This is a genomic window from Clostridium nitrophenolicum (assembly GCF_055391695.1).
Map to the genome: position 1 here is coordinate 5,356,949 of NZ_AP042469.1, position 23,457 is coordinate 5,380,405.

A 23,457-nucleotide genomic window follows, 5' to 3' on the forward strand; every position below is an offset into this window, starting at 1 on the left:
GTTAATGTGGAGAATTGCTGCTCTTTATTCTCCCAGCTATCTCCTTTCCTTCATGTGAATTTAAAAAGTTCCAGGTTGCTTCTGGTACAATATTTCTTACTTCTTCTATTTTATCATTTTTTATAAGTTCTCTAACTTTAGATGCACTTATATAGTATCCATCATATTTTTTTCTTTCCAACTCAATAAGTTCTACTTTATACTGAGGCATAATCTCCTTTAGAGTTTGATTATAAGTATTAGTGACATTACAATAAGGTTCCTGTCCTACAAATCTTTTTACTATATTTAATTTACTACAGAAGTATTTTCCGAATATCCCACAGTCTATACTTTCATAAGCCTTTAGTTTTTCATCTTCTTTCCTTATGAAATATGAAGGAAATGTAGCAGAAGATATAATGTATTCTCCACCTGGAATAACTGTTACATTTTCTAAATCCTTTACTGCTTCTTTCACAATAGCATATCTGTGTTTAAACGGGAAAAGGGATTTATCTTCTTCCACAATAAATACTAATACCTTTTCACAACTTTTTGATGCCTGCTCAATTAGGTATCTATGACCTTCTGTAAAGGGATTGCAATTCATCACTAAGGCTCCCTTTTCTGTAGAATTATCTATACTATACTTTGCCGCAATATCATCTAATGCTTTATTTATATCATATATGCCATATTCTAATAGTGCTGCATCTTTTACCTCAAGTATAGTTTTAAAGTTAAGTGAATTAAAAACTTTAACTTTGTCTGGCTTTGTAAATATAAAACTGTGAAAAATTCCTTCTTCAAAAAGCTTATCTATTAAATTAGATATAAGAGAAGAAGTTACATTCTCTCCTCTTATATCTTCTGATATTGCAAAACATTTAAAAACATTTTTAGCTTTAGAACAGGTTGCTTTAATATTATCATTTATATCTCTTAAAACAATAGTATGGTCTACGTCCTTATCTAAAGTTAATCCAAACTCTTCTAAGAATTTATATACCTCATTTTTCTCATATTCGTTCTTTAAATTTATTTTCTGGAGTCTTAAATCAAACATCTATTTTCTCTCCTTTAATTTAAGGTATATAAATATGTTACTAAACTATTGGTTTTCTAACCACATCTATAACTGTTCCATCTCTATATTCTACTATAGCCACAACTTCATCTGATGTTTCTATAGCTTCTGGTTTCCCTGTCATTTTTTCAGCTAATTCTTTTAATTCTTCTATAGTCATAACTGGTAAATTTGTATTGCTTAATTTTTCTATTAAATCTTTTCTATTTTCATTTACAGCTATACCTCTTTCAGTAACAACCACATCAACACTCTCACCTGGAGTAGTTACTGTAGTAACTCTATCTTTTATAATTGGAAGTCTTCCTTTTATAAGGTTTGTAACCACAATAGCGAGTTTTGCTCCAGCTGCTGTATCGCTGTGTCCACCAGATCCACCCATTATAACTCCGTCTGAACCTGTAGTTACATTTACATTAAAGTCAGTATCTATTTCGGTAGCACCAAGTATCATTACATCTAAGTTGTTTACTACAGCTCCTTTGTTATGAGGATTTCCATACATAGAACCTGACATACCTTGATGCTTAGGATTATCTCTATATGATTCAACTGCATCCAAGTCAAAACATTGAACATCAAATAGATTTCTAAATAATCCTTCTTTTAGCATATCCACTATATAGCCAGTTATTCCACCAGCAGCAAAGCTTCCTACTACTCCCTTATTTTTCATCAATTCTTTAAGTTCCGCTGCAACTGCAAGAGAAGTTCCGCCTGCTCCTGTTTGGAATGACAAACCATCCTTAACAAGACCTGATGCTTCTATAACCTTAGTTGCCATCTTAGCTATTTTAAGTCCTACAGGATCTTTAGTTATTCTTGTAGTACCTGATACGATACCCTTTGGGTCCCCAATAGAGTCAACTTTTACAACATAATCTACATAGATTTGGCTTATTTCTATTGGGCATGCAGGATATGTCACTAAATTATCTGTAATCGCAACTACTTTATCAGCATACTCAGCATCTGCTACTGCATATCCAAGGGACCCACAGGCAGCATTTCCATATACCCCATTTATGTTTCCGTAACTATCCGCTGTTGGTGCTCCAATAAATGCTATATCTATATGTAAATCGCCACTCTCGATTGCTCTAGGTCTTCCTCCATGAGTCATCATAACTGCTGGCTTCTTTAAATATCCATCAGATATAGCTCTAGCAACAGGTCCTGATATGTAGTTTGCAACTATTCCTGTTACTACTCCATTTTTCATATGCTCAACAAGAGGCTCATGAACTGGGAATATTGAGCTTGCAGCAATAGTTATATCCTTTATTCCTCTTTTTGCAATAGCGTATACTACATTATTAAGTACAAAGTCACCATTTCTTAAATGATGGTGAAAAGATATAGTTATTCCATCTCTTAGTTCAATTTTGTCTAATGCCTCATCAATACTATTTAATACTTTTTCGTCTCCCGGTTTTACACTGCTTACCTTTACACCTACTTTTTCTCTAGTTCCATAGTTTGCAAAGGCTCCCTGAAAAGGCTTTACTTCTCCGTAACCTTCTATGTAATCAGGAATCTCTCTTCCTAGTACATTTTTCATGCTAATCCCTCTCTTTATAAAATTAATTACTAAATAAGTCCTAACATTTTGGCTAACTCAACAATTGTTGTTGCCCTATTTATTATAGGTGCATCCACCATTTTTCCATCTAACGAGAAAACTCCAAGACCTTTTTCTTTTGCTTCATCTCTTGCTTCAAGTACTCTTAATGAGTGTTTAATCTCATGTTCTGTTGGTGCGAAGACTGAATGTATAGTGTCAATTTGCCTTGGGTTTATGGATGCTTTTCCTGTAAATCCTACACTCTTTGCTTTAGCTGTATCCTTAGCAAGGCCTTCATAATCATTTGTATCAGTAAATGGAGTATCTATAGCATCTACTCTGGCAGCCCTACATGCAGTTGAAACTCTATTCCTTGCATAGAATATTTCTTCTCCTTCTTTGGTTCTTTTTATTCCAAAGTCAGAAGTTAAGTCTTCTGCTCCTAAAAGAACAGCAACTATTCTTTTTGAAGAATTAATTATGCTATATACATTTTCTAATCCATAAGCTGTTTCTACAATTGGTATAAGCTTTATTATTCCCTGCTTAAACCCTTCCTCACTTTCTATCTTTGAAAGTGTATTGTCTATAATTTGTATTTGTTCTTCTGTAGCTTTTGGAATCATTAAACTATCCGGCTTTACTCTTGCTATTGTATCAATGTCTTTTAACCCATATTCTGTATCAAGAGGATTTACTCTTACAACTAGTTCTACTTTTGAATAATCTAGAACCTTAATCGCTTCTCTTACAAGGACTCTTGCGCTATCCTTTTCTGTAAGACTTACTGCATCTTCTAAATCAAGTATTACAGAATCAGCTCCAAGAATTGATGCATTTTGAAGCATTCCTGGATTGTTTCCAGGCATAAAAAGCATAGTTCTTCTTAATTTTTTCATTTATATCACCTCGAACTTCAATAAAAATTTACACAGCTCTTTCTATAGCAGTTTGCACTCTTGCTTTAATTGTATAGTCTAATGCACCCTTATCTTGTGCCTTTATAACTACATCTTCTACATTCATTTCTTTAAGTTTGTCTAATATTGTACTTTTTATTTGATTTCCAAACTGTTTTATAACAATACTTTCAAGCTGAAGCTCTACTCCACCTTTTTCATTAGGCATAACCATAATCATTATGTCATTAGATTCAAGCGTTCCGGCTTTAGCCACTTTATTTATTTTCATTCTAAATCCTCCTAACATTGATAATCAGAAATTAAGAATTGATAACAACTAGAAACAGTTATCAATTCTTAATTATAATTTACTTTACTGAGTTAAGATATTCTTTCTGTCCCATCTCATAAAGGTTATTTCCCTCTGAATCTATAACTACAACTACAGGTAAATCCTCTACCTCAAGTCTTCTTATGGCTTCAGAACCTAAATCTTCGTAAGCAACTATTTCTGCACTTTTTATGGATTTACCCATTAACGCAGCTGCTCCCCCTATAGCTGCAAAATAAACAGCCTTATTCTTCTTCATGGATTCTACAACTTCCTTTGATCTTAATCCCTTTCCTATCATGCCTTTTAAACCAATTTCTAAGAGTCTTGGTGCATAAGAATCCATTCTATAACTAGTAGTTGGGCCTGCTGATCCAATAGGCTGACCTGGCTTTGCTGGGGTTGGACCTACGTAGTATATAATTGAGTTTTCAACATCTACAGGTAATTTCTCACCTTTATCTAAAAGTTCTACTAATCTCTTGTGAGCGGCATCTCTTGCAGTATATATAATTCCTGATATTAAAACGCTATCTCCAGCTTTCAATTCCTTAACTTTTTCCTCTGTTAGTGGAGTTGTTATTCTCTTATCCATTGCTATCCCTCCAATTTAGATTGTTAACTCTACTTATAGTATTACTTCTGAGTGTCTTGTAACGTGACAATTTATATTTACTGCCACAGGTAAACCAGCTATATGTGTCGGATATGTTTCGATATTTACTGCAAGAGCAGTAGTCTTTCCACCAAATCCTTGTGGTCCTATACCAATGGAGTTTACTTTCTCTAATAGCTCATTTTCTAAGTCTGCATAGAATTGATTGCTATTTCTCTCTGATAAAGGTCTAATAAGCGCTTTTTTAGCTAGATTAGCAGCTCTATCAAAAGTTCCACCTATCCCAACTCCTACAACTATTGGTGGACATGGGTTAGGGCCTGCTTCTTTTACTACCTTAAGAACAAATTCTTTCACGCCATCTAGCCCATCTGCAGGCTTTAACATTTTTAGCTGACTCATATTTTCAGAACCAAATCCCTTTGGTGCTACAGTAATTTTTAATTTATCTCCTGGTACAACATCATAGTATATTACTGCAGGTGTATTATCCTTTGTGTTAACTCTATCTAATGGATCTTTTACTACAGATTTTCTTAGGTATCCCTCTTCATATCCTTGTCTTACGCCCTCATTTATTGCATCTTCTATGCTTCCGCCTACTAAATGTACATCCTGACCTATTTCAACAAAAACGCATGCCATTCCTGTATCCTGACAAATCGGCATATCTTCATCTTTGGAAATCTGTACATTAGTGAGAATTTTGTCTAGAATACCTTTTGCCATATCCCATGTTTCATTTTTTGCAGCCTCTTCTATCTTATTTTTAACATCAGCTGAAAGATAATAATTTGCGTCTATACATAATTTTTTTACTGCCTTTGTTACCTCTGATACATTTATCTCTCTCATAATTAAACTATTCTCCTTTTCATGAAGTTTAAATTTAATTTATACATGAAAAGGCAGTTTCTAAAACCGCCTTTTCATAACTAAAAATCTGCTTATTTGTTTCTTCTATTTATTAATGCAAGTACTCTGTTCATTTCGTTGTTAACTATCATGTAGCCTTCGTCTACACCCATTCCTGGTTTTGCAAGTACCTGTTTTGCTCCACAAGCCATACCTATGTTTGTTGTAACTTCAGCAGATCTATTAGTTTCGTTGCAAGTTCCTCCACAATAAGCTCCAATACCATGTTCTTTGCAGTACATTATAGCATCAGCTATATTGTTAACGCCTCCAAGGTCTGGAGTCTTTATTTGAACCATATGTCCAGCTTTGTTATCAGTAAAGAACTTAACATCTTCTACAGTGTTACACCATTCATCGGCAACTAATTCTACTTTTATTCCTCTTCCGTCTATCTCAGCTCTTAAGTCTCTCATTGCTTCCATTTGTTTTTGTCTATCTTCTACATCCATAGGTCCTTCAATTCTTAATTGGAGTGGCTTAGCAGCTTCTTCTAAAGTTCCTAAGTAATCAGCCATAGCCTTTATGTTGCAATCAAATGCAGCCCCAATTGTTCCATAAACATCTATATGGAATATTGGATTATATTCTTCTGTTGTTCTTAATTGTAGAACTCTATCTCTTAGCCATTTAACATAGTCTAATAACTTTTCACCTTTTAATCCAAGCTTTTCTTCTACGTTATTTATAAGTGCATGAGGCATTACATCTGCACCTTTTATGATCATTTTGTCTGAGTTATCGTATCTATCGTCTCCTGATTGAGTGAATATTGGAACTCTTTTAATTTCAGCTTCTGGATTGTATTCATTTCTTATAACTTCAGCCATAGTTATCTTTTGTGATTTCGCTACAGCATCAAGTATTGCCTGAGATACTCCATATCTTATAGCTGTGTGTAATCTATTTCCGTTAACTTTCATGTTATCAAATTCTTCTGCAAGAGCTTTAAAGCTGTTTAACTCTCTTCCTATAAGCTTTGGTGCTATTTCATTTTCAATTACTGGTATAAAGTCTTTTGCTAAAAATAGTGGGTCTCTTCCGCCTGCTCCTGAATATTGAACAGCAGCACAATCTCCGTGTGCTACTTGACCGTCTTCAAGCACTAACATAACAGATATAGCTTCTCCCGCCTGTCTAACACTAGTAAAGCCATCTGTTACAGGCTCTCCTACATATGTAAATCCATCATGCTTTGCTCCTTTTTTTATTGCTCTTTGGTCATCAAAATAAAATCCAGTTTTTCCTTCTGCACAAATAACATCAACTATTTTCATTTTTACACCTGTCTTTCTAAATAGTTTATTTTTAATATTTATTAATATGTATACCTATAGTTGTTGACTACCGCTTAAAAAACGGTAGCCTTAATAATTAACATCAAATATTTATTCTTATTATTCTGGTCTTCCTATAAGAACACCCTTACCTACAGCGAATATATCATCTATTGTCATTTGGAAGCTTACTTCTCTTCCTTCAAAGTTACCTCTTTCCTGTAGCTTTTTCATGTTAAATTCTTTTAATTCATCACTTAAAGGTACGTTTCCAAAGTTAAGATATCTTACAGCTCCATTATTATCTCTTGCTGGCATCATCTGTCCTAAATTGTATTTGCTTGGAGCAAATGGTATATCTACTGTTCCAACTTCAAAGCCTTTTACTGTTCCTATAGCTAAATCACCATTTCCAAGTTCGAATAATTTATCCATCATGCATTTTGTTTCAGCTTTAATTACAGCTATTTCTGTTTCTAATTCTTTTGACATAGGAAGTCTTTGTCCTTGAAGCATATTTAAAGCCATCTTTGTAGCCTTTATTCCTGCTGCATTTGCTTCTTTTGTTGGTATTCCTAATGCTTCATGAGGAGTTTTTACTATAACCTTTGTAGCTCCAGCTAAAGCTGCTGTTGCTGCTCCTGATGATATAACTCCAAAAGCTTTTGCTTCATCTTGTGGGAATCCACCCATCCATTGATGGAATACTGTTGTTACATAAACATCATTATATCCATATTGTTTTAAGTATTCATTTACTTGTTCTTCTAAAGCTCTTATAGCTGCAACGTCTTGAACTAGGTTTCCGCATTGTCCATATCCAACAGTTATGTTTTTAACACCTTGCTCTGCTGCAAGTAGAGCTTCTATTATAGCAACTGTATTTGATGTACTTGGTGGAACTAATGTACCTGTCAAAGGACCGAATGGCTCTCTATTTATAGATATTCCTTGCTCTTCATAATATCCAGCAAGTCTATCACAGTACTGCCAATCTAATAAAGTTTTTTCTATAGATACACTCTTTGCATAAGGAATGTTGTAGGATATTCCGCCACCTTCATTTGAAGTCCAACCTGCTGCATGAATTATCTCTGTAAGTAGTCTAGCATCTGGTGTACCGTGTCTTGCTTGAAGAGGCAATTCTACTGATTCAAATACTTTTCTACATCCTTTTACTCCATGGTTAACTCCTGGGAAACCATTTAATAGTGATCTTCCTGCCGCTATACTTTCTTGAATTCCTACTTCACATTCATCGTATCTGTTTTGTCTTGTATAGCTATCTATAGTTGATGGAAGCAAATCTGCTCCACCTTCATTTTGAAGATATGTTAAAAGTTCTATATGCTCATTTAATAAAGCAACACCTGCTCTTGGTTGAGCTAACGTAATTCCTGCTTCTTTAGCCTTCTTTAATTTAGCTGGAAAGCTTTTGCTTTCAGGTATGTTCTTTAAGTACTCAACAGCTTCTTGAAGATCTACTTCTTTACCAGTTGGCCACTGTGCTAAAACCTCTTTTCTCATATTGAAAAACTCTTCATCAGTCCATTTTTTATTTTTAAGTTCCAATCCGATTACCTCCTAATCTACATTAACCAAATATTTTTTCATTATTCTTACTGCTTTATCTGGATTCACTTCTGCTAATAACCCCATAGCAGATAAGATATATGTCTTATCCATTAAATATTTAGGATTTTTTGGTTTTAGAGAAGTAGGGTTAGTCACATCAAATGTTCCTGCTTTTAATATTTCAGCAGGATTTTCGCTATGAACTAGTACTCCACCTGTTCCTATTAAATATTTAACCTCTAAAAGATCCTTACCTTCCTGTGAATATATAACACCACATGGTGTGTATAATGTTTCAAGCACCCCAACATGTCTTTCTAAAGCTATTTCAGTTGCAGTTTTTGCCATAGCCTCATCAAACTTTATTTCTTCTTCTGTAGTTGGTACCATTCTTATATTCTCTGCTCTATATCTACAATTTGCCTCTATGTCTACTGTCTTATCACCTAGATATTTTTGTATTTTTCTTGTTGTAGCTGCTTCCCATAAAGCAACTGCAGAATATCTCATCCCTAAATCACCTTCTACAGTTCTCTTTGCAAAAGGCTCTTGAAGACCTCTTAGTGTTACTCCAGCCTTTGATGGTTCTCCATCAGCTAATGAGTGTACATCAGTAGTAGCTCCGCCTATGTCGACTACTGCCAAGTCTCCTAATCCTTCTTCTTTATCGCTTCCTTCGCTTAAAACCCTTGCTGCTTTCAGTACTGCTGCCGGTGTTGGCATTAATATTCCATTTATAAAGTTTTCTGCATCTTTCATACCCTTAGCTTCAACTATTTTTTCCATAAATATTTTTCTTATTTCTTCTCTAGCTGGTTCCACATTTAATGCATTGAGCTTTGGCATTACATTATCAGTTATTTTATAAAACATACCTGCATCTTTAAGTATTTTTTCAACAGTGTCCACTGCCACTTTATTACCAGCTACTACTATCGGAAGATCTATTCCACTTTCAGCAAGCATTTTTGCATTATGGATTATACAGTCCTTATTTCCTCCATCAGTACCACCAGCAAGAAGTATGATGTCCAATTTTGAGTTTCTAATTTCTTCTATCTCTTTTGAAGTTAAATCATAGCTATATACATTTAATACCCTTGCTCCAGCACCTAATGCTGCTCTTTTTGCTGCTTCAGCTGTAAGCTCAGGTACTAAGCCAATGGCAACCATTTTTAATCCTCCAGCCGCTGAAGAACAAGCCAATTTTTTAATAAAGTTGACTTCTTTACCCTGAAGCTTTTCTTGCAACCTTTCATAAGCATTATTAAAACCTACCATTATATCGTTTTCAATAGTAGTAATATCCTTTGCAGTAGCAAGTATTTCTTCATTCTCAATATCTACGGCAGTAAGTTTGGTATAAGTACTACCAAAATCTATAAGCAAATAACAATCCAACTCTATCACTCCTGTTTTCTCACACAGAGGTTTTATTTAAATTAATTTTCTATTTTTAAGTCTGTCTTTAAGTCCCTTATTGTTATTTCTGGTGATGTTCCTGGAGCATACACTTTATCGAATCCCATTTCTTTAAACTTTTGATGAACATCTTCCCACTTTTGTTTTCCAACAACTAAGTTTCCACCAACATACATTAATATCCCTTTTAATCCTGCTTCATCACATTTTTCTCTTAATCCTCTACAATCTATTTCTCCATGTCCATATAATGATGAAACTATTATAGCATCTGCATTAGTTTCTATTGCAGCATTTATAAAATCCTCCTGTGGAGAAAGAACCCCTATATTTACTACATTAAATCCTGCTTGTGTAAATGAATGTTCTAATATTTTGTTTCCTACAGCATGACAATCTGATCCAATTACACCTATTACTAAAGTTTTCATTATGAACCCTCCCAAATTTACTTTTGATATTTTAATTCAATCATTTTTGATTTTAATGCCTTTATTGAGCTATCATCAAGACTATATATAAATCTTAATACTTCTTTTTCTTCACCTACGATTTCTTTTACATCCTTATATCTACCAGGTGAAACTATTATTACATCTGAGCTATTTGTAGTCTTTTTCAATTCATCTTTATCTGTAACATTTGTATACTGTATATTGATATTACCTAAGCCAGCTTTTTCTAAAGCTCCTCTTGCTTTAAACATAAACTCTTGTGACATACAAACAAATCCAAACTTAGTTTCTTCAGGATATCTTGCTATCTTAACTATTGTTTGTAGGTCTACGTTGATTGCTACTCCAATTACTTCTTTTTTAAATGGCTTAGTCAACCTAGCAACTTCATTAACATGATTAAATGTAGCTATAATAACCTGACACTTTTCTATTATATTTTTCTTTTCTTCATTTATATTCATTATGTCATTTAAGGTAAATGGAATTACATTCATATTTGTACTTTCAGTTAGCTGTTTGCTAAACATCCTTGATTGTTCAATATTGCATTCCACATACAAAGCTGTTATTTTACTCATTATTTCTTTCTTTTCTTTAACTCTTTGGGCAACTATATCTAGGAATTCATCTACGTCCATTCCAGTCTCTATTGCTTCTTCTAATCCTAAATCTACAAACTTTATTATTTTTTCTTTTATGTTTTGAGCCTTCCATGGATTAGCTTCTTCAGCTACAAAAGTTCCTCTGCCTTGATAAGACTTCAAAACACCTTCCTGTTCCAATTCATTGTAAGCTGCACTTATAGTGTTTCTGCTAACCTTTAAATTTTCTGATAATTCTCTTTCTGTAGGCATTTTATTACCTACCTTTAAGGTGCCATTCTTTATTAAGTCCATTATTTGTTTTTTTACTTGCAAGTAAAGTGGTACTCCACTTTCTTTGTTTATTCTAATATCTATAATAATCACCCCGAAGCTTCCATTGGATTAATGGACTAATCCATCCTTTAATTAAATAATAACATATTCAAAATTGGACATCAATAACCAGTTGCAAAAATTCAAAATTAAGAAAACTTTAATGCAGATTGAATAACTTATATATTTTATACATTTTTAACTTATTATTATGCAGCTCTCGAAGCCTTAATTTTAAGTGTATTTTAGATAAACACTAAATATTATGCAAATATATTTGCATGTTTATAAATACTTTCCTAATATCCTTCCTATGTATTTTGAATAATTGCATACAAAAAGCTGCAAGTTATATTTCACAACTGCAGCTTTCTACCTCTATTTTCTATATTTATTGATTATAATAAAATTTTACCGAATTTTCTATGGATTCCGCAATTTTATTTTGATATTCTTCCGATTTCAACTTCTGTTCTTCAATTTGATTTGACAAGAATCCACATTCAACTAATACACTAGGCATGTCATCATTACACCTTAATACTTTATATGAATCTAAAGCTGGTTTTTCTTCTCTATTATTATTAATGTCTAAATCTTTTTTTAAATTGTCTTGAATTATCTTAGCAAATCTTTGACTATCTTTATTTCTTGAATACCATACTTGAGCACCATAGTATTTAGACTCTTGGAACGCATTTAAATGTATACTAATAAACATATTACATTGAGTGTCTTTCTTAGCTTTACATCTATTATTTAAGTCCTCAATTTTTTTCTTCCTTATCTTACCTTCATCAGTATATAAACCTTTATCTTCTTCTCTAGTCATTATTACTTTATACCCATCCTTAATCAGCTTCTCTTTAAGCTTTAAACTTATTTTTAAATTAATATCTTTTTCCATAGTTCCAGTTTGTGATACAGCTCCACCATCTATCCCTCCATGGCCGGGATCTATAAGAATAATCTTATTCTCATTTTCTTTATTTATTTTACGATTGTCAGCAATTACTGTATACCTTGCGTTGGCATAAAATATAGAAGCTAGGCCTAAAAATACTATAAAAATAACTATTAATAACTTAGCATTCTTGAACTTCAATTTTTCCCCTCCTAAAATAGAACTTCATATATATTTTATGCTTATACACTAAATATAATTTATTATAAATAAAAAAAAGAGAGGAAATTTCCTCTCTTTGATTATCTCTTTGAGAATTGTGGAGCTCTTCTTGCTTTTTTAAGACCGTATTTCTTTCTTTCCTTCATTCTTGGGTCTCTTGTTAAGAAACCAGCTTTTTTAAGTTCTGGTCTTAAATTCTCATCAGCTTTTAATAAAGCTCTTGATATTCCGTGTCTGATAGCTCCAGCCTGACCTGTGAAACCACCACCATGTACATTTACTAGTACATCGAATTTTTCTTTAGTTGCAGTTAAAACTAAAGGTTGATTAACTATAACTCTTAAAGTTTCTAATCCAAAGTAATTTTCTGCATCTCTTTTATTTATTATTACTTTACCTTCACCAGGTACAAGTCTTACTCTTGCTATTGATTTCTTTCTTCTTCCTGTTCCAAAATATTGAACCTTAGCCATTTTTTCTCCTCCTTCCAGCTTCCAATTAATATCTTAATTCTAATACTTCTGGTTTTTGAGCTTCATGATTATGCTCAGCACCTCTGTATACTTTAAGTTTCTTAAGCATTTGTCTTCCTAATACTCCGTTTGGAAGCATTCTTCTTACTGCTTCTTGGAATACAAACTCAGGCTTCTTTGCTATAGCCTCTCTATATGGAGTCTCTTTTAATCCACCTGGATATAATGAGTGGTGTCTTAACATTTTTTGATCTAATTTTTTTCCTGTTAAAACTACCTTCTCAGCGTTTATTATTATAACAAAGTCTCCTGTATCAACATTTGGTGTAAATGTTGGTTTATTCTTTCCTCTTAATATTGTAGCTACTTGGCTTGCTACTCTTCCTAGTGGTTTTCCAGCAGCATCAACAACATACCATTTTCTTTCAACTTCTTGTGGTTTAGCTATGTATGATTTCATCTTTTTCCCTCCCTGAATTCTTCTACATAAAATACGTTCTTCTATATAAAGACCCGGGGCTAGTGGATCTTTTATACTCTTGATACAAACATTTATATTATAATACAATCTGCCTGGCGTGTCAATAAATTTCGCTAAAGCATTATTATAATTTATTAACTAACTCTATAATCAGTATAAATTGCTAATAATACACTTCTTCTAAACATAATCCATTTGCTGATACCGATTTACCGGCCTTAGATCTATCTTTAGATTCTATTATATGTACTATATGCTCTGGACTAAACCTACCAACTCCGACTTCTAAAAGCGTTCCAACAATTATTCTAACCATGTTATATAAAAAACCATCCCCAACTATACTAAACCTTATGTTTTTTTCTTCCTTAGTTATTTGTAGTTCTGTTATAGTTCTTACAGATGTCTTTACTGAACTCCCAGTTTTCTTAAAAGCTGAAAAATCATGAGTTCCTAAAAAGTATTTTGATGCTTCTTTCATCTTCTCCATGTCTAGATCTCTATGAAAGTGATACATGTAGTTCCTACCTATAGCAGGTCTTTCAGCACCATTTACAACAGTATATACGTATCTTTTTCCTAAACTATCAAATCTAGAATGAAATTTTTCATCTACTTCTTTAGAATCGATTATAACTATATCTTCTGGTAAAAAACCATTTAACGCCTTTTTAAAATTTGCTGACGGTATTTTGCTTTCTGTATGAAAATTACACACAAAACCCTTTGCATGTACTCCAGCATCTGTTCTACTAGATCCTGTAACTTCCGAAAAAGTCCCTGTAACGATTTCTACTGCTTCTTCTACTCTTTGTTGTATGGTAATTACATTATTTTGTCTTTGCCAACCTGCATAATTAGTACCATCATATTCTACAATCAATTTTATATTTCTCATCACTGCCACATCCTGCTCCATATAGAAAGTGACACCAATGTTACTGTAAAAAATGATGCAATTAAGTCTTTATTAGTTAATCTTAACTGTTTCATTCTAGTTCTTCCTTCGCCACCTCTATAGCACCTTGATTCCATTGCCATAGCTAATTCATCAGCGCGTCTAAAAGAGCTTATAAATAACGGAACTAATATAGGAATCAAACTCTTGGCTCTTTGCATTAAATTACCTGACTCAAAATCAGCTCCTCTAGCCATTTGTGCTTTCATTATTTTATCTGTTTCATCCATTAAAGTTGGAATGAATCTCAATGCAATAGTCATCATCATAGCAAGCTCATGTGCAGGTATCCCTATCTTTTTTAAAGGATTTAAAAGCTTTTCTATACCATCTGTCAATTCTATTGGAGAGGTTGTTAGAGTAAGTAACGATGTTCCAATTATTAGAAACACAAGTCTTAAAACCATAAATGCAGCTAAAATTAATCCTTCTCTATAAATAGTTATAAATTTCCACTGAAATAATGGCGGATTATTTCCACCGGTCATCAACATATTTAATAAAGCAGTTATAATAGCTAAGATAAGTATAGGTTTAAGTCCCTTGTATATATACCTGAATTGAACTTTAGAGATAATTATAGAAAATAAAGTAAAAATCGTTATAAATATATAACCTTTGAAATTACTCACTATAAATAAATCCACTATATATATTAAAGATATCAATATTTTAACTCTTGGATCTAATTTATGCACAAAAGACTCACCAGGTATATACTGTCCTATTGTAATATCTTTAATCATTTATTAGCTCCCCTAACGTTTATTTAGTATTTTAAGTATTTCTTTTTTAGCTTGTTCAACTGTAAATATGTTATCAGATATGTCAAATCCTTTTGATTTAAGTCTTTTAACAAGATATGTTACTTGTGGAACTGCAAGCCCAACACTTTCTAGGGTATCTATTTCCTTAAATACTTCATATGGTTTACCATCAAGTATACATTTTCCCTTATTCATTACTATTATTCTATCAGCAAGCTTTGCTACATCCTCCATACTATGTGAGACAAGTACTATAGTCATGTTATACTCTAAGTGTAGGTCTTTTATCTTACCTAAAATCTCGTCCCTTCCTTTTGGGTCAAGGCCAGCTGTTGGTTCATCTAATATTAGAATCTTAGGCTCCATTGCTACCACGCCTGCTATTGCTACTCTTCTCTTTTGTCCTCCACTTAGTTCAAATGGCGACTTATCCTTATACTTTTCATAATCTAGACCTACCATATTCATTGCTCTTTTAACTCTTTTATTTATATCATCATCACTTAATCCTAGATTCTTAGGGCCAAAAGCAATGTCTTTTTCTATAGTTTCTTCAAATAACTGATATTCTGGATATTGAAACACAAGCCCTACTTTTTTTCTTATAAAATTTAAATTTACTTTTTTTTCTGTAATATCAACATCATCTATTATTATGCTACCTGAATTTGGCTTCAACAAACCATTAATATGCTGAATAAGCGTGGACTTTCCTGAACCAGTATGACCAATTAATGCAAGAAATTCTCCGCTATTTATAGTAATATTAATGTTATCAAGTGCCTTTTTTTCGAAAGGAGATCCTTTCATATATATATGAGTTAAGTTTTCTATTTTAATCGACATAATTCATCCACCATCTCATCTATAGTTAATATATCTTCTCTAATATTTAATCCACTATTTTTCAATTCATAGGATAATTCTGTCATTTGAGGTACATCAAGTCCTATCGTTTTCATTTTCCTAACTCTACTAAAAATGTTTCTAGGAGTACCTTCCATCATAACTTTACCTTCATCCATAACTACTATTCGATTAGCTTCCACAGCCTCTTCCATATAGTGTGTAATGAGTACTACAGTTATGCCATATTTATCATTTATTTCTTTTATAGTTTTTATTACTTCTCTTCTTCCTGAAGGATCAAGCATAGCAGTGGATTCATCAAATATTATGCATTCAGGCATCATTGCTAATACCCCAGCTATGGCTACTCTTTGTTTTTGGCCTCCTGATAGCAAATGGGGTGCATGTTTCCTGTATTCATACATGTTAACCTTTTTCAAACAGTCATTTACTCTGCTCCTAATTTCAGAAGGTTCAATACCTAAGTTCTCTGGCCCAAAAGCTACATCTTCTTCTACAATAGTCGCAACAATTTGGTTATCAGGATTTTGAAATACCATACCTGCCTTGTTTCTTATATCCCAAATATTTTTTTCTACGGATGTATCGAGGCTATCAACATATACCTTACCATCACTTGGAATTAGTAATGCATTCATATGCTTCGCTATAGTTGATTTTCCAGATCCATTTCTTCCTAAAATAACAAGAAACTCCCCTTTTTTCACCTCTAAGGTAACATCATTTATAGCTAATTTTATATCATCCTTATTATTACTATCATATTTAAAAACAACGTTTTGACACTGTACCATCTTTTCTTCCATAAGAAACACCCCGCTATTTTTGCAGCAATAAAATAATATATTATAACAAAATGGGGATTAAGCTGGCCTACTTAATCCCCTTAATTTTATAGTAATTATTATACTAATTCTAGTATAACAACTTCAGCTCCATCGCCTCTTCTTGGTCCTATTTTATACATTCTTGTATATCCGCCGTTTCTCTCAGCATATTTAGGAGCTACATTGTCAAATAAGTTTCTTACTACTTCCTCTTCAGTTACAAAAGAAAGCACTTGTCTTCTAGCATGAAGATCTCCTCTTTTAGCAAGAGTTATCATTTTTTCAGCTAGGCTTCTAGTTTCCTTCGCTCTAGTTTCTGTTGTTTCAATTTTTCCATGCTTTAAGAAACTAGTAACAAGGTTTCTAAGCATTGCTTTTCTTTGGTCAGTTGGACGACCTAATTTACGATATCCTGCCATCTCCTATACCTCCTTACCTTTACTCTTCTTCAAGTATGACTATATCAGAACTACTATATTATTCTTCACTCTGTTTTAATGATAATCCTAAAGCAAGAAGTTTTTGTTCAACCTCTTCTAAAGATTTTTTACCTAGGTTTCTAACCTTCATCATGTCATCCATGGTTCTTTCAGTTAGCTCCTGTACGGTATTAATACCTGCTCTTTTTAAGCAATTATAACTTCTAACAGAAAGGTCAAGTTCTTCTATTGTCATTTCAAGAACCTTTTCCTTTTTGTCTTCTTCTTTTTCTACCATTATTTCAACATTATTGGCATGATCAGTTAAAGTCATAAATAACTTAAAATGCTCTATTAGAATCTTAGCAGATAAACTAATAGCTTCATCAGGCATTATAGTACCATTAGTCCAAACTTCAAGAGATAACTTATCATAATCAGTAATCTGACCAACTCTTGTATTTTCTACAACAAAGTTAACTCTTTTGATTGGAGTATATATTGAATCTACAGGAATAGTACCTATAGGCATCTCTTCTGCTTTATTTTTAGTTTGAGAAACATATCCTCTTCCTCTATTAATCAAGATTTCCATATAAAGCTTTCCATCTTCATCAAGAGTCGCTATATGTAAATCTTTATTGATTATTTCAACGTCTCCGTCAGTTCTAATGTCTCCTGCTGTAACTTCTCCTGGTCCTTGTGCATCTATGTAGACAGTCTTAGGACCATCTCCATTCATTTTTAATGCTAACCCCTTAATGTTTAAAATTAATTCGCTAACATCTTCTTTAACGCCACGGACAGTTGAAAATTCATGGAGAACTCCCTCTATTTTAATGTGGTTGGCAGCCACTCCTGGTAATGAAGAAAGGAGAATTCTTCTTAATGCATTACCAAGAGTAGTACCATATCCTCTTTCTAGTGGTTCTACCACAAATTTACCATAGGCACCATCTTCACTAACTTCAACACACTCTATTTTAGGCTTTTCTATCTCTAACATGAATATAACCCTCCTTCTATTTATATTAAAATGTATTTTGAGGGCAACTGATTCTATATTAATTACTTACTATATAACTCTACTATTAATGTTTCGTTAACAGGAATATCTATATCTTCTCTAGTTGGCTCTCTAAGAATTCTTCCTTGGTAATCCGCAGTGCTTCCTTCTAACCAAGCTGGTACAGTCTTTGGATTTTCAGCAAATACCTTAAACTTTTCTGATGCTCTGCTCTTCTCACGAACAGCTATAACATCTCCAGCTGATACTCTGTATGAAGCAATATCTACTTTTTTACCATTAACTAAGAAGTGTCCGTGAGTTACTAATTGTCTAGACTCACTTCTTGATCCGCCAAATCCTAGTCTGTAAACTACATTGTCAAGTCTTAATTCAAGAAGTTTTAACAAGTTTTCACCTGATATACCTCTCATTCTTTCAGCTCTTTCGTATGTAGCTCTGAATTGACCTTCTAATAAGCCGTACATCTTTTTAGCTTTTTGTTTCTCTCTTAATTGTAAGCCGTAGTTAGATAATTTCTTTCTACCCTGTCCGTGTTGTCCTGGTGCATATCCTCTTCTTGAGAACGCGCACTTATCTGTATAACATCTATCCCCTTTTAGGAATAGCTTTAAACCTTCTCTTCTGCATATTCTACATGCTGGTCCAGTATATCTTGCCATTAATTCTACACCTCCTATGCTTAGACTCTTCTTCTTTTTGGTGGTCTACATCCATTATGTGGTATTGGAGTAACATCTTTTATCAATGTAACTTCTAATCCAGCAGCTTGTAATGATCTTATTGCAGCTTCCCTACCAGCTCCTGGTCCCTTTACATAAACTTCAATACTCTTTAAACCATGTTCCATAGCTGCTTTTGCAGATGTTTCTGCAGCCATTTGTGCAGCAAATGGAGTACTTTTTCTTGAACCTCTGAAGCCTAATCCGCCTGCACTAGCCCATGATAAAGTGTTTCCTACTGCATCAGTAATTGTAACTATGGAATTGTTAAAAGTTGATTTTATATGCGCACAGCCATGCTCAACATTTTTTCTTTCTTTTTTTCTTCTTGTCTTTTTAACCTTTGATCCAGCTGCCATCGTTTTCCCTCCTTAACTATTAATTACTTCTTCTTCTTAGCACCTATCATCTTTTTAGGGCCTTTTCTTGTTCTAGCATTAGTTTTAGTTTTTTGTCCTCTTACAGGAAGGCCTCTTCTATGTCTTATTCCTCTGTAACAGCCAATTTCTACTAATCTCTTTATATTAAGAGCAATTTCTCTTCTTAAGTCACCTTCAACTTTAACGTTCTTATTTATATAATCTCTTAAAGCATTAACTTCCTCTTCAGTTAAATTCTTAACTCTAGTATCTGGATTAACTCCAGCTTCGCTAAGAATTTTTTGAGAAGTTTTTAATCCTATGCCATATATATAAGTTAAACCTATTTCAACTCTTTTTTCCTTTGGTAAATCTATACCTGATATTCTTGCCATTAATATTTACACCTCCTAAATATCTAATTGGTAAGCCTCTAATACGCTTATTTTTCAATTTAGTTTTGCTTTTATATAAAGTTTTAGGTTAATAAAATAAGAATCTTATTCTATTATCAGCCGCATCCTAAAACATTATTAACTTAAATTAATATAATCTATTATAAAATATAGTATATATTAGCCTTGTTTTTGCTTATGTTTAGGATTTTCACAGATAACCATTACTCTTCCTTTTCTTTTTATAATTTTACATTTCTCACAAATAGGCTTAACTGATGGTCTTACTTTCATAGCTAACCCTCCTTAATTACTTTGCTCTCCAGGTTATTCTTCCACGAGTTAAATCGTAAGGAGAAAGTTCTACTGTAACTTTATCACCTGGTAAAATTCTTATAAAGTTCATTCTTAATTTACCTGATATGTGTGCTAGTATCTTATGTCCGCTTTCCAGTTCTACTTCAAACATTGCATTAGGTAATGCTTCAAGCACAGTACCCTGCATTTCTATAACATCATCTTTTGACATAAGGCAATCGAACCTCCTTATCATTGTCATAGGACTGCAAAATTCTTTTTATAATTGCATTAGTAACTTTTCCATCTGATATTGATAAGTTTCCTATTTCTTCAGCAATTATATTAGTAAACTCTAAGTGTTTTATTTTTTTCTTCTTAGGTTTTTCTACAGGCCTTAGGCTACCATCACAAACATAAACATACTTATCATTTAGTACGCTTACTACTACGAAAACCTTGCCTTGATCTCTTCCTGCTTTAGAATAAACTATTTTTCCTAAACAGTTATTATTTAACAATATATTCACCTCTGTTAAACTAAGGTCAGTATTTCAGGACCGTTATCTAAGATAGCAACAGTATTTTCATAATGTGCTGATAAACTTCGATCTACTGTAACAACAGTCCAGTCATTTCGTTCTACTTCTACATGATACTTACCTATATTAACCATAGGCTCTATAGCTAATACCATGCCTTTTTTTAATGTAGGACCTCTTCCTGGTCTGCCATAGTTAGGTACTTCAGGGTCCTCATGCATTTCTTTTCCTATGCCGTGGCCAACATAATCTCTAACTATAGAGTATCCAAAGTTTTCAACGTATTCCTGAATTGCAGCTGATATATCCGTTAATTTATTACCAACAATAGCCTTTTCAACACCTTTGAAAAAACTTTGCTTAGTTACTTCAATTAACTTTAATGCTTCTTCTGAAGTATTTCCAACAGAAAAAGTTCTCGCTGCATCTCCTTGATATCCATTTAATATAGCTCCGCAATCAACGCTAATAATATCACCTTCTTGCAAAACTACATCTTTTGATGGAATACCATGAACCACTTCATTGTTAACAGACGTACATATTGAACCTGGAAATCCACAGTAACCTTTAAAAGACGGCTTTGCACCTTGCTTTAAAATATACTCTTCTGCAATTATATCCAATTCTGCAGTAGTTATTCCAGGTCTTATTGCCTCTTCAAGCTTTAACAGGGTATTGGCAACAACTTTACCTGCCTGCCTCATATACTCAATTTCTATATCGGTTTTAATTATTATCATTTAGCAACCGCTCCTAGAACATCACAAATTTTTTCAAATACCATACCTATTTCTTCTGTTCCATCTACTTTTGCGAGTATATTTTTCTCCTTATAGTACTGAATTAGAGGTTGAGTCTGTCTGTCATAGACATCTAATCTTTCTTTGACAGTTTCCTCAGTATCATCTTTTCTTTGCACTAAAGGTCCGCCACAAACATCACACTTATTTTCAACTTTAGGTGTGTTGAATTTTATATGATAACTTGCGCCGCATGCAGAGCAAACTCTTCTGCCTGTCATTCGTTCCAAAATAAATTCTTTAGGAACGTCGATCAGTAAAGCTGTGTTGATTTTTTGTTCATTGCTGTTCAAAAACGAATCTAATGCCTCAGCCTGCTTCACTGTTCTTGGAAAGCCATCTAATAAAAAGCCGTTTTCACAATCATTCATACTTAATCTATCATTAACTATACCTATAGTAACTTCATCCGGTACTAACTGTCCGTTATCCATATACCTCTTAGCTTCTATTCCAAGAGGAGTTTTTTCTGAAATATTTTTTCTGAAAATATCTCCTGTTGATATATGCGGTATAGAATATTTTTCAGTAATTAATTTAGCCTGTGTTCCTTTTCCAGCTCCCGGAGGACCTAGTAAAATAATCTTCAACCGAATCATCTCCAAATACTTTTTATTTTAAGAATCCTTGATAATGACGCATTACCAATTGAGACTCTAGCTGCCTTAAAGTATCAAGTGCAACCCCTACCATAATTAGTAAACCAGTACCGCCAAAAGATATTCCTTTAAAGTTAGAATATGATTCTGCAATAATAGGAGTTATCGCTATTATTCCTGCAAAAGCCCCACCAATTATGGAAATTTTAGCAAGAACTTTTCCTATATAGCTAGCTGTTGGTTCGCCTGGTCTTATTCCTGGTACAAATCCTGAAGATTTATGCATATTCTCAGCCATTTCATCTGGCTTGAAAGTAACTTCAGTATAGAACCAAGTGAAGAAAATTGTCAATGCAAAATAAGTTACTGCATACTGCCAGCTGCCTTCTTTAACCAAGCTAAACTTACTTCCAGTAATAAACTGATAAAAAGCTGAATTTGGCCAAAACTGACCTATTGTTTTCGGAAAACTCATAACTGATATTGCAAAAATTATTCCGATAACTGCTGATCCGTTTACATTGATAGGAATATGGGTTGATTGACCCTTATATACCTTGCCACCAGCTGTTTTACCTGCATATTGAACAGGAATTCTTCTTTCTGACAGACTCATTATTACAACTCCTATAAATAAGGCTAAGGATGCTGCAGCAAATACTACAAGTTCAATAAAATTGATTGTCTCTGCTTTTTGGAGTCCTACAATTTGGTATAAAGTTGTTGGAAATCTTGATATGATATTCACAAATATTAATAGTGATATACCATTTCCAACTCCTTTTTCAGTTATCTTATCACCAAACCACATTAAAAAGGTTGATGCTGTCGTTAACGTAAGTATTATCAAGAATATATTTAACTTATTTGAGGGATCTTGAAGTGCACCAGCTCTAGTTATTATTGCATATGTGCTAAAAGCCTGAATTAACCCTAAAGGTACTGCAGCATATCTTGTGTACTGCTGTATCTTCTTTCTTCCATCCTCACCTTCTTTTGAAAGTTGCTCCAGTCTTGGAACTGCAATTGTTAATAACTGCATAATTATAGAAGAGTTAATGAATGGAACTACTCCCATTGCAAAAATACTAAATTGACTAAATGCACCACCAGATATTAAATCATAAAAGCCAAATAATGATCCGCTTTTTGTTAAACTAGCAAGTTTTGTTGTGTCAATTCCAGGAACAGGAATTGTATTTCCCATCCTGAAAATTGCTACCATAAATAATGTAAATAATATCTTTTTTCTTAGTTCAGGAACTTTCCAGGCATTACGTAAAGTTGATAGCACCTATATCACCTCAACTTTTCCTCCAGCTGCTTCAATTTTCTCAGCTGCAGCCTTTGTGAATTTTGCTGCCTTAACAGTTAATTTCTTTTGTAATTCACCATTGCCAAGTATCTTTACTCCATTCTTAGCTTTCTTTACTATACCTTTTTCAAGTAATAGTTCAGGTGTAATTTCAGTACCATCTTCAAATATGTTTAGTCTTTCAACATTTATTTCAGCATATTCTTTAGCAAATATATTTGTAAAACCTCTCTTAGGAAGTCTTCTGTATAGTGGCATCTGACCTCCTTCGAATCCTAGTCTTACTCCACCGCCAGATCTAGCTTTTTGTCCTTTTTCACCTTTACCGGCATTTCTTCCTAATCCAGATCCAGTACCTCTTCCAACTCTTTTTGGTGCTTTTCTTGCGCCTTCAGCTGGTCTTAACTCATGAAGTTTCATTTTATTTACAC

30 protein-coding genes are annotated in these 23,457 nt (G+C 33.3%); all 30 read right to left on the reverse strand.

All coding sequences use genetic code 11. The features are described 5' to 3' along the window. Position 1: 1 nt before the first annotated feature. Complete coding sequence (gene citC / locus ACZ5N4_RS25315; RefSeq protein ID WP_464205434.1) at positions 2 to 1,048, reverse strand: [citrate (pro-3S)-lyase] ligase; 1,047 nt, start codon at positions 1,046 to 1,048, stop codon at positions 2 to 4. A gap of 40 nt (positions 1,049 to 1,088) precedes the next feature. Then, positions 1,089 to 2,630, reverse strand: coding sequence for a citrate lyase subunit alpha (citF, locus tag ACZ5N4_RS25320; protein ID WP_464205435.1), 1,542 nt, complete (start codon positions 2,628 to 2,630; stop codon positions 1,089 to 1,091). Positions 2,631 to 2,659: 29 nt separating this feature from the next. Further along, positions 2,660 to 3,532, reverse strand: a complete 873-nt coding sequence (locus ACZ5N4_RS25325; RefSeq protein ID WP_464205437.1) for an HpcH/HpaI aldolase/citrate lyase family protein — start codon at positions 3,530 to 3,532, stop codon at positions 2,660 to 2,662. A 28-nt stretch (positions 3,533 to 3,560) separates the two neighbouring features. Next, on the reverse strand, positions 3,561 to 3,824 hold the full coding sequence (gene citD, locus ACZ5N4_RS25330; protein WP_464205439.1) for a citrate lyase acyl carrier protein: 264 nt from the start codon (positions 3,822 to 3,824) through the stop codon (positions 3,561 to 3,563). A 79-nt stretch (positions 3,825 to 3,903) separates the two neighbouring features. After that, positions 3,904 to 4,461 carry a Fe-S-containing hydro-lyase gene (locus tag ACZ5N4_RS25335; protein ID WP_464205441.1) on the reverse strand — a complete coding sequence of 186 codons (558 nt, stop codon included), beginning with the start codon at positions 4,459 to 4,461 and terminating at the stop codon, positions 3,904 to 3,906. A 33-nt stretch (positions 4,462 to 4,494) separates the two neighbouring features. Continuing rightward, a complete protein-coding gene (locus ACZ5N4_RS25340; protein WP_464205443.1) occupies positions 4,495 to 5,337 on the reverse strand; it encodes a fumarate hydratase in 843 nt (280 codons plus the stop codon). Between the two features lie 92 nt (positions 5,338 to 5,429). Next, positions 5,430 to 6,674 carry a methylaspartate ammonia-lyase gene (locus ACZ5N4_RS25345; protein ID WP_464205445.1) on the reverse strand — a complete coding sequence of 415 codons (1,245 nt, stop codon included), beginning with the start codon at positions 6,672 to 6,674 and terminating at the stop codon, positions 5,430 to 5,432. A 120-nt stretch (positions 6,675 to 6,794) separates the two neighbouring features. Beyond that, positions 6,795 to 8,246, reverse strand: coding sequence for a methylaspartate mutase subunit E (locus ACZ5N4_RS25350; protein ID WP_464204900.1), 1,452 nt, complete (start codon positions 8,244 to 8,246; stop codon positions 6,795 to 6,797). 12 nt (positions 8,247 to 8,258) lie between these two features. Continuing rightward, positions 8,259 to 9,650 carry a methylaspartate mutase accessory protein GlmL gene (glmL, locus tag ACZ5N4_RS25355; RefSeq protein ID WP_464205447.1) on the reverse strand — a complete coding sequence of 464 codons (1,392 nt, stop codon included), beginning with the start codon at positions 9,648 to 9,650 and terminating at the stop codon, positions 8,259 to 8,261. 41 nt (positions 9,651 to 9,691) lie between these two features. Further along, the gene (glmS, locus tag ACZ5N4_RS25360) at positions 9,692 to 10,102 is read right to left on the reverse strand and encodes a methylaspartate mutase subunit S (protein ID WP_211143614.1); all 411 of its coding nucleotides are present in this window, start codon (positions 10,100 to 10,102) and stop codon (positions 9,692 to 9,694) included. A 17-nt stretch (positions 10,103 to 10,119) separates the two neighbouring features. Then, complete coding sequence (locus ACZ5N4_RS25365) at positions 10,120 to 11,097, reverse strand: GntR family transcriptional regulator (RefSeq protein WP_464205450.1); 978 nt, start codon at positions 11,095 to 11,097, stop codon at positions 10,120 to 10,122. Positions 11,098 to 11,437: 340 nt separating this feature from the next. After that, a complete protein-coding gene (cwlD, locus tag ACZ5N4_RS25370) occupies positions 11,438 to 12,151 on the reverse strand; it encodes an N-acetylmuramoyl-L-alanine amidase CwlD (RefSeq protein ID WP_464205452.1) in 714 nt (237 codons plus the stop codon). 101 nt (positions 12,152 to 12,252) lie between these two features. Then, positions 12,253 to 12,645 (reverse strand): 30S ribosomal protein S9, encoded by a 393-nt coding sequence (gene rpsI, locus ACZ5N4_RS25375; RefSeq protein ID WP_464205454.1) that lies wholly within the window; start codon positions 12,643 to 12,645, stop codon positions 12,253 to 12,255. Positions 12,646 to 12,670: 25 nt separating this feature from the next. Continuing rightward, entirely contained in the window at positions 12,671 to 13,105 is a 435-nt protein-coding gene (gene rplM, locus ACZ5N4_RS25380; RefSeq protein ID WP_211143617.1) for a 50S ribosomal protein L13, read from the reverse strand. A 184-nt stretch (positions 13,106 to 13,289) separates the two neighbouring features. After that, positions 13,290 to 14,024 (reverse strand): tRNA pseudouridine(38-40) synthase TruA, encoded by a 735-nt coding sequence (gene truA, locus ACZ5N4_RS25385; protein ID WP_464205457.1) that lies wholly within the window; start codon positions 14,022 to 14,024, stop codon positions 13,290 to 13,292. Beyond that, a complete protein-coding gene (locus tag ACZ5N4_RS25390; RefSeq protein WP_464205459.1) occupies positions 14,024 to 14,830 on the reverse strand; it encodes an energy-coupling factor transporter transmembrane component T family protein in 807 nt (268 codons plus the stop codon). Before ACZ5N4_RS25390 ends, truA begins: the two co-directional genes overlap by 1 nt. Before the next feature lie 12 nt (positions 14,831 to 14,842). Continuing rightward, positions 14,843 to 15,697 (reverse strand): energy-coupling factor transporter ATPase, encoded by an 855-nt coding sequence (locus ACZ5N4_RS25395; protein WP_464205461.1) that lies wholly within the window; start codon positions 15,695 to 15,697, stop codon positions 14,843 to 14,845. After that, entirely contained in the window at positions 15,682 to 16,527 is an 846-nt protein-coding gene (locus ACZ5N4_RS25400) for an energy-coupling factor transporter ATPase (RefSeq protein WP_464205463.1), read from the reverse strand. Before ACZ5N4_RS25400 ends, ACZ5N4_RS25395 begins: the two co-directional genes overlap by 16 nt. A 98-nt stretch (positions 16,528 to 16,625) precedes the next feature. Next, the gene (gene rplQ, locus ACZ5N4_RS25405; protein ID WP_178906761.1) at positions 16,626 to 16,967 is read right to left on the reverse strand and encodes a 50S ribosomal protein L17; all 342 of its coding nucleotides are present in this window, start codon (positions 16,965 to 16,967) and stop codon (positions 16,626 to 16,628) included. Positions 16,968 to 17,025: 58 nt separating this feature from the next. After that, complete coding sequence (locus ACZ5N4_RS25410) at positions 17,026 to 17,973, reverse strand: DNA-directed RNA polymerase subunit alpha (protein ID WP_464205465.1); 948 nt, start codon at positions 17,971 to 17,973, stop codon at positions 17,026 to 17,028. Positions 17,974 to 18,035: 62 nt separating this feature from the next. Next, positions 18,036 to 18,656 carry a 30S ribosomal protein S4 gene (gene rpsD / locus ACZ5N4_RS25415; protein ID WP_178906759.1) on the reverse strand — a complete coding sequence of 207 codons (621 nt, stop codon included), beginning with the start codon at positions 18,654 to 18,656 and terminating at the stop codon, positions 18,036 to 18,038. Positions 18,657 to 18,676: 20 nt separating this feature from the next. After that, entirely contained in the window at positions 18,677 to 19,075 is a 399-nt protein-coding gene (gene rpsK, locus ACZ5N4_RS25420; protein WP_178906758.1) for a 30S ribosomal protein S11, read from the reverse strand. Between the two features lie 23 nt (positions 19,076 to 19,098). Next, complete coding sequence (rpsM, locus tag ACZ5N4_RS25425) at positions 19,099 to 19,470, reverse strand: 30S ribosomal protein S13 (RefSeq protein WP_178906757.1); 372 nt, start codon at positions 19,468 to 19,470, stop codon at positions 19,099 to 19,101. A 180-nt stretch (positions 19,471 to 19,650) separates the two neighbouring features. Next, positions 19,651 to 19,764, reverse strand: coding sequence for a 50S ribosomal protein L36 (gene rpmJ, locus ACZ5N4_RS25430; protein WP_025434559.1), 114 nt, complete (start codon positions 19,762 to 19,764; stop codon positions 19,651 to 19,653). Between the two features lie 16 nt (positions 19,765 to 19,780). Continuing rightward, a complete protein-coding gene (gene infA / locus ACZ5N4_RS25435) occupies positions 19,781 to 19,999 on the reverse strand; it encodes a translation initiation factor IF-1 (RefSeq protein ID WP_011988826.1) in 219 nt (72 codons plus the stop codon). Then, positions 19,986 to 20,291, reverse strand: coding sequence for an RNA-binding protein (locus ACZ5N4_RS25440; RefSeq protein WP_464211051.1), 306 nt, complete (start codon positions 20,289 to 20,291; stop codon positions 19,986 to 19,988). The genes infA and ACZ5N4_RS25440 overlap by 14 nt, the downstream gene beginning before the upstream one ends. Before the next feature lie 11 nt (positions 20,292 to 20,302). Beyond that, a complete protein-coding gene (gene map / locus ACZ5N4_RS25445; RefSeq protein ID WP_464205484.1) occupies positions 20,303 to 21,052 on the reverse strand; it encodes a type I methionyl aminopeptidase in 750 nt (249 codons plus the stop codon). Continuing rightward, positions 21,049 to 21,702, reverse strand: coding sequence for an adenylate kinase (locus tag ACZ5N4_RS25450; protein WP_464205486.1), 654 nt, complete (start codon positions 21,700 to 21,702; stop codon positions 21,049 to 21,051). The genes map and ACZ5N4_RS25450 overlap by 4 nt, the downstream gene beginning before the upstream one ends. A gap of 22 nt (positions 21,703 to 21,724) precedes the next feature. Beyond that, complete coding sequence (gene secY / locus ACZ5N4_RS25455) at positions 21,725 to 23,005, reverse strand: preprotein translocase subunit SecY (RefSeq protein WP_464205488.1); 1,281 nt, start codon at positions 23,003 to 23,005, stop codon at positions 21,725 to 21,727. Beyond that, entirely contained in the window at positions 23,006 to 23,446 is a 441-nt protein-coding gene (gene rplO / locus ACZ5N4_RS25460; RefSeq protein WP_308040474.1) for a 50S ribosomal protein L15, read from the reverse strand. Positions 23,447 to 23,457: the final 11 nt, after the last annotated feature.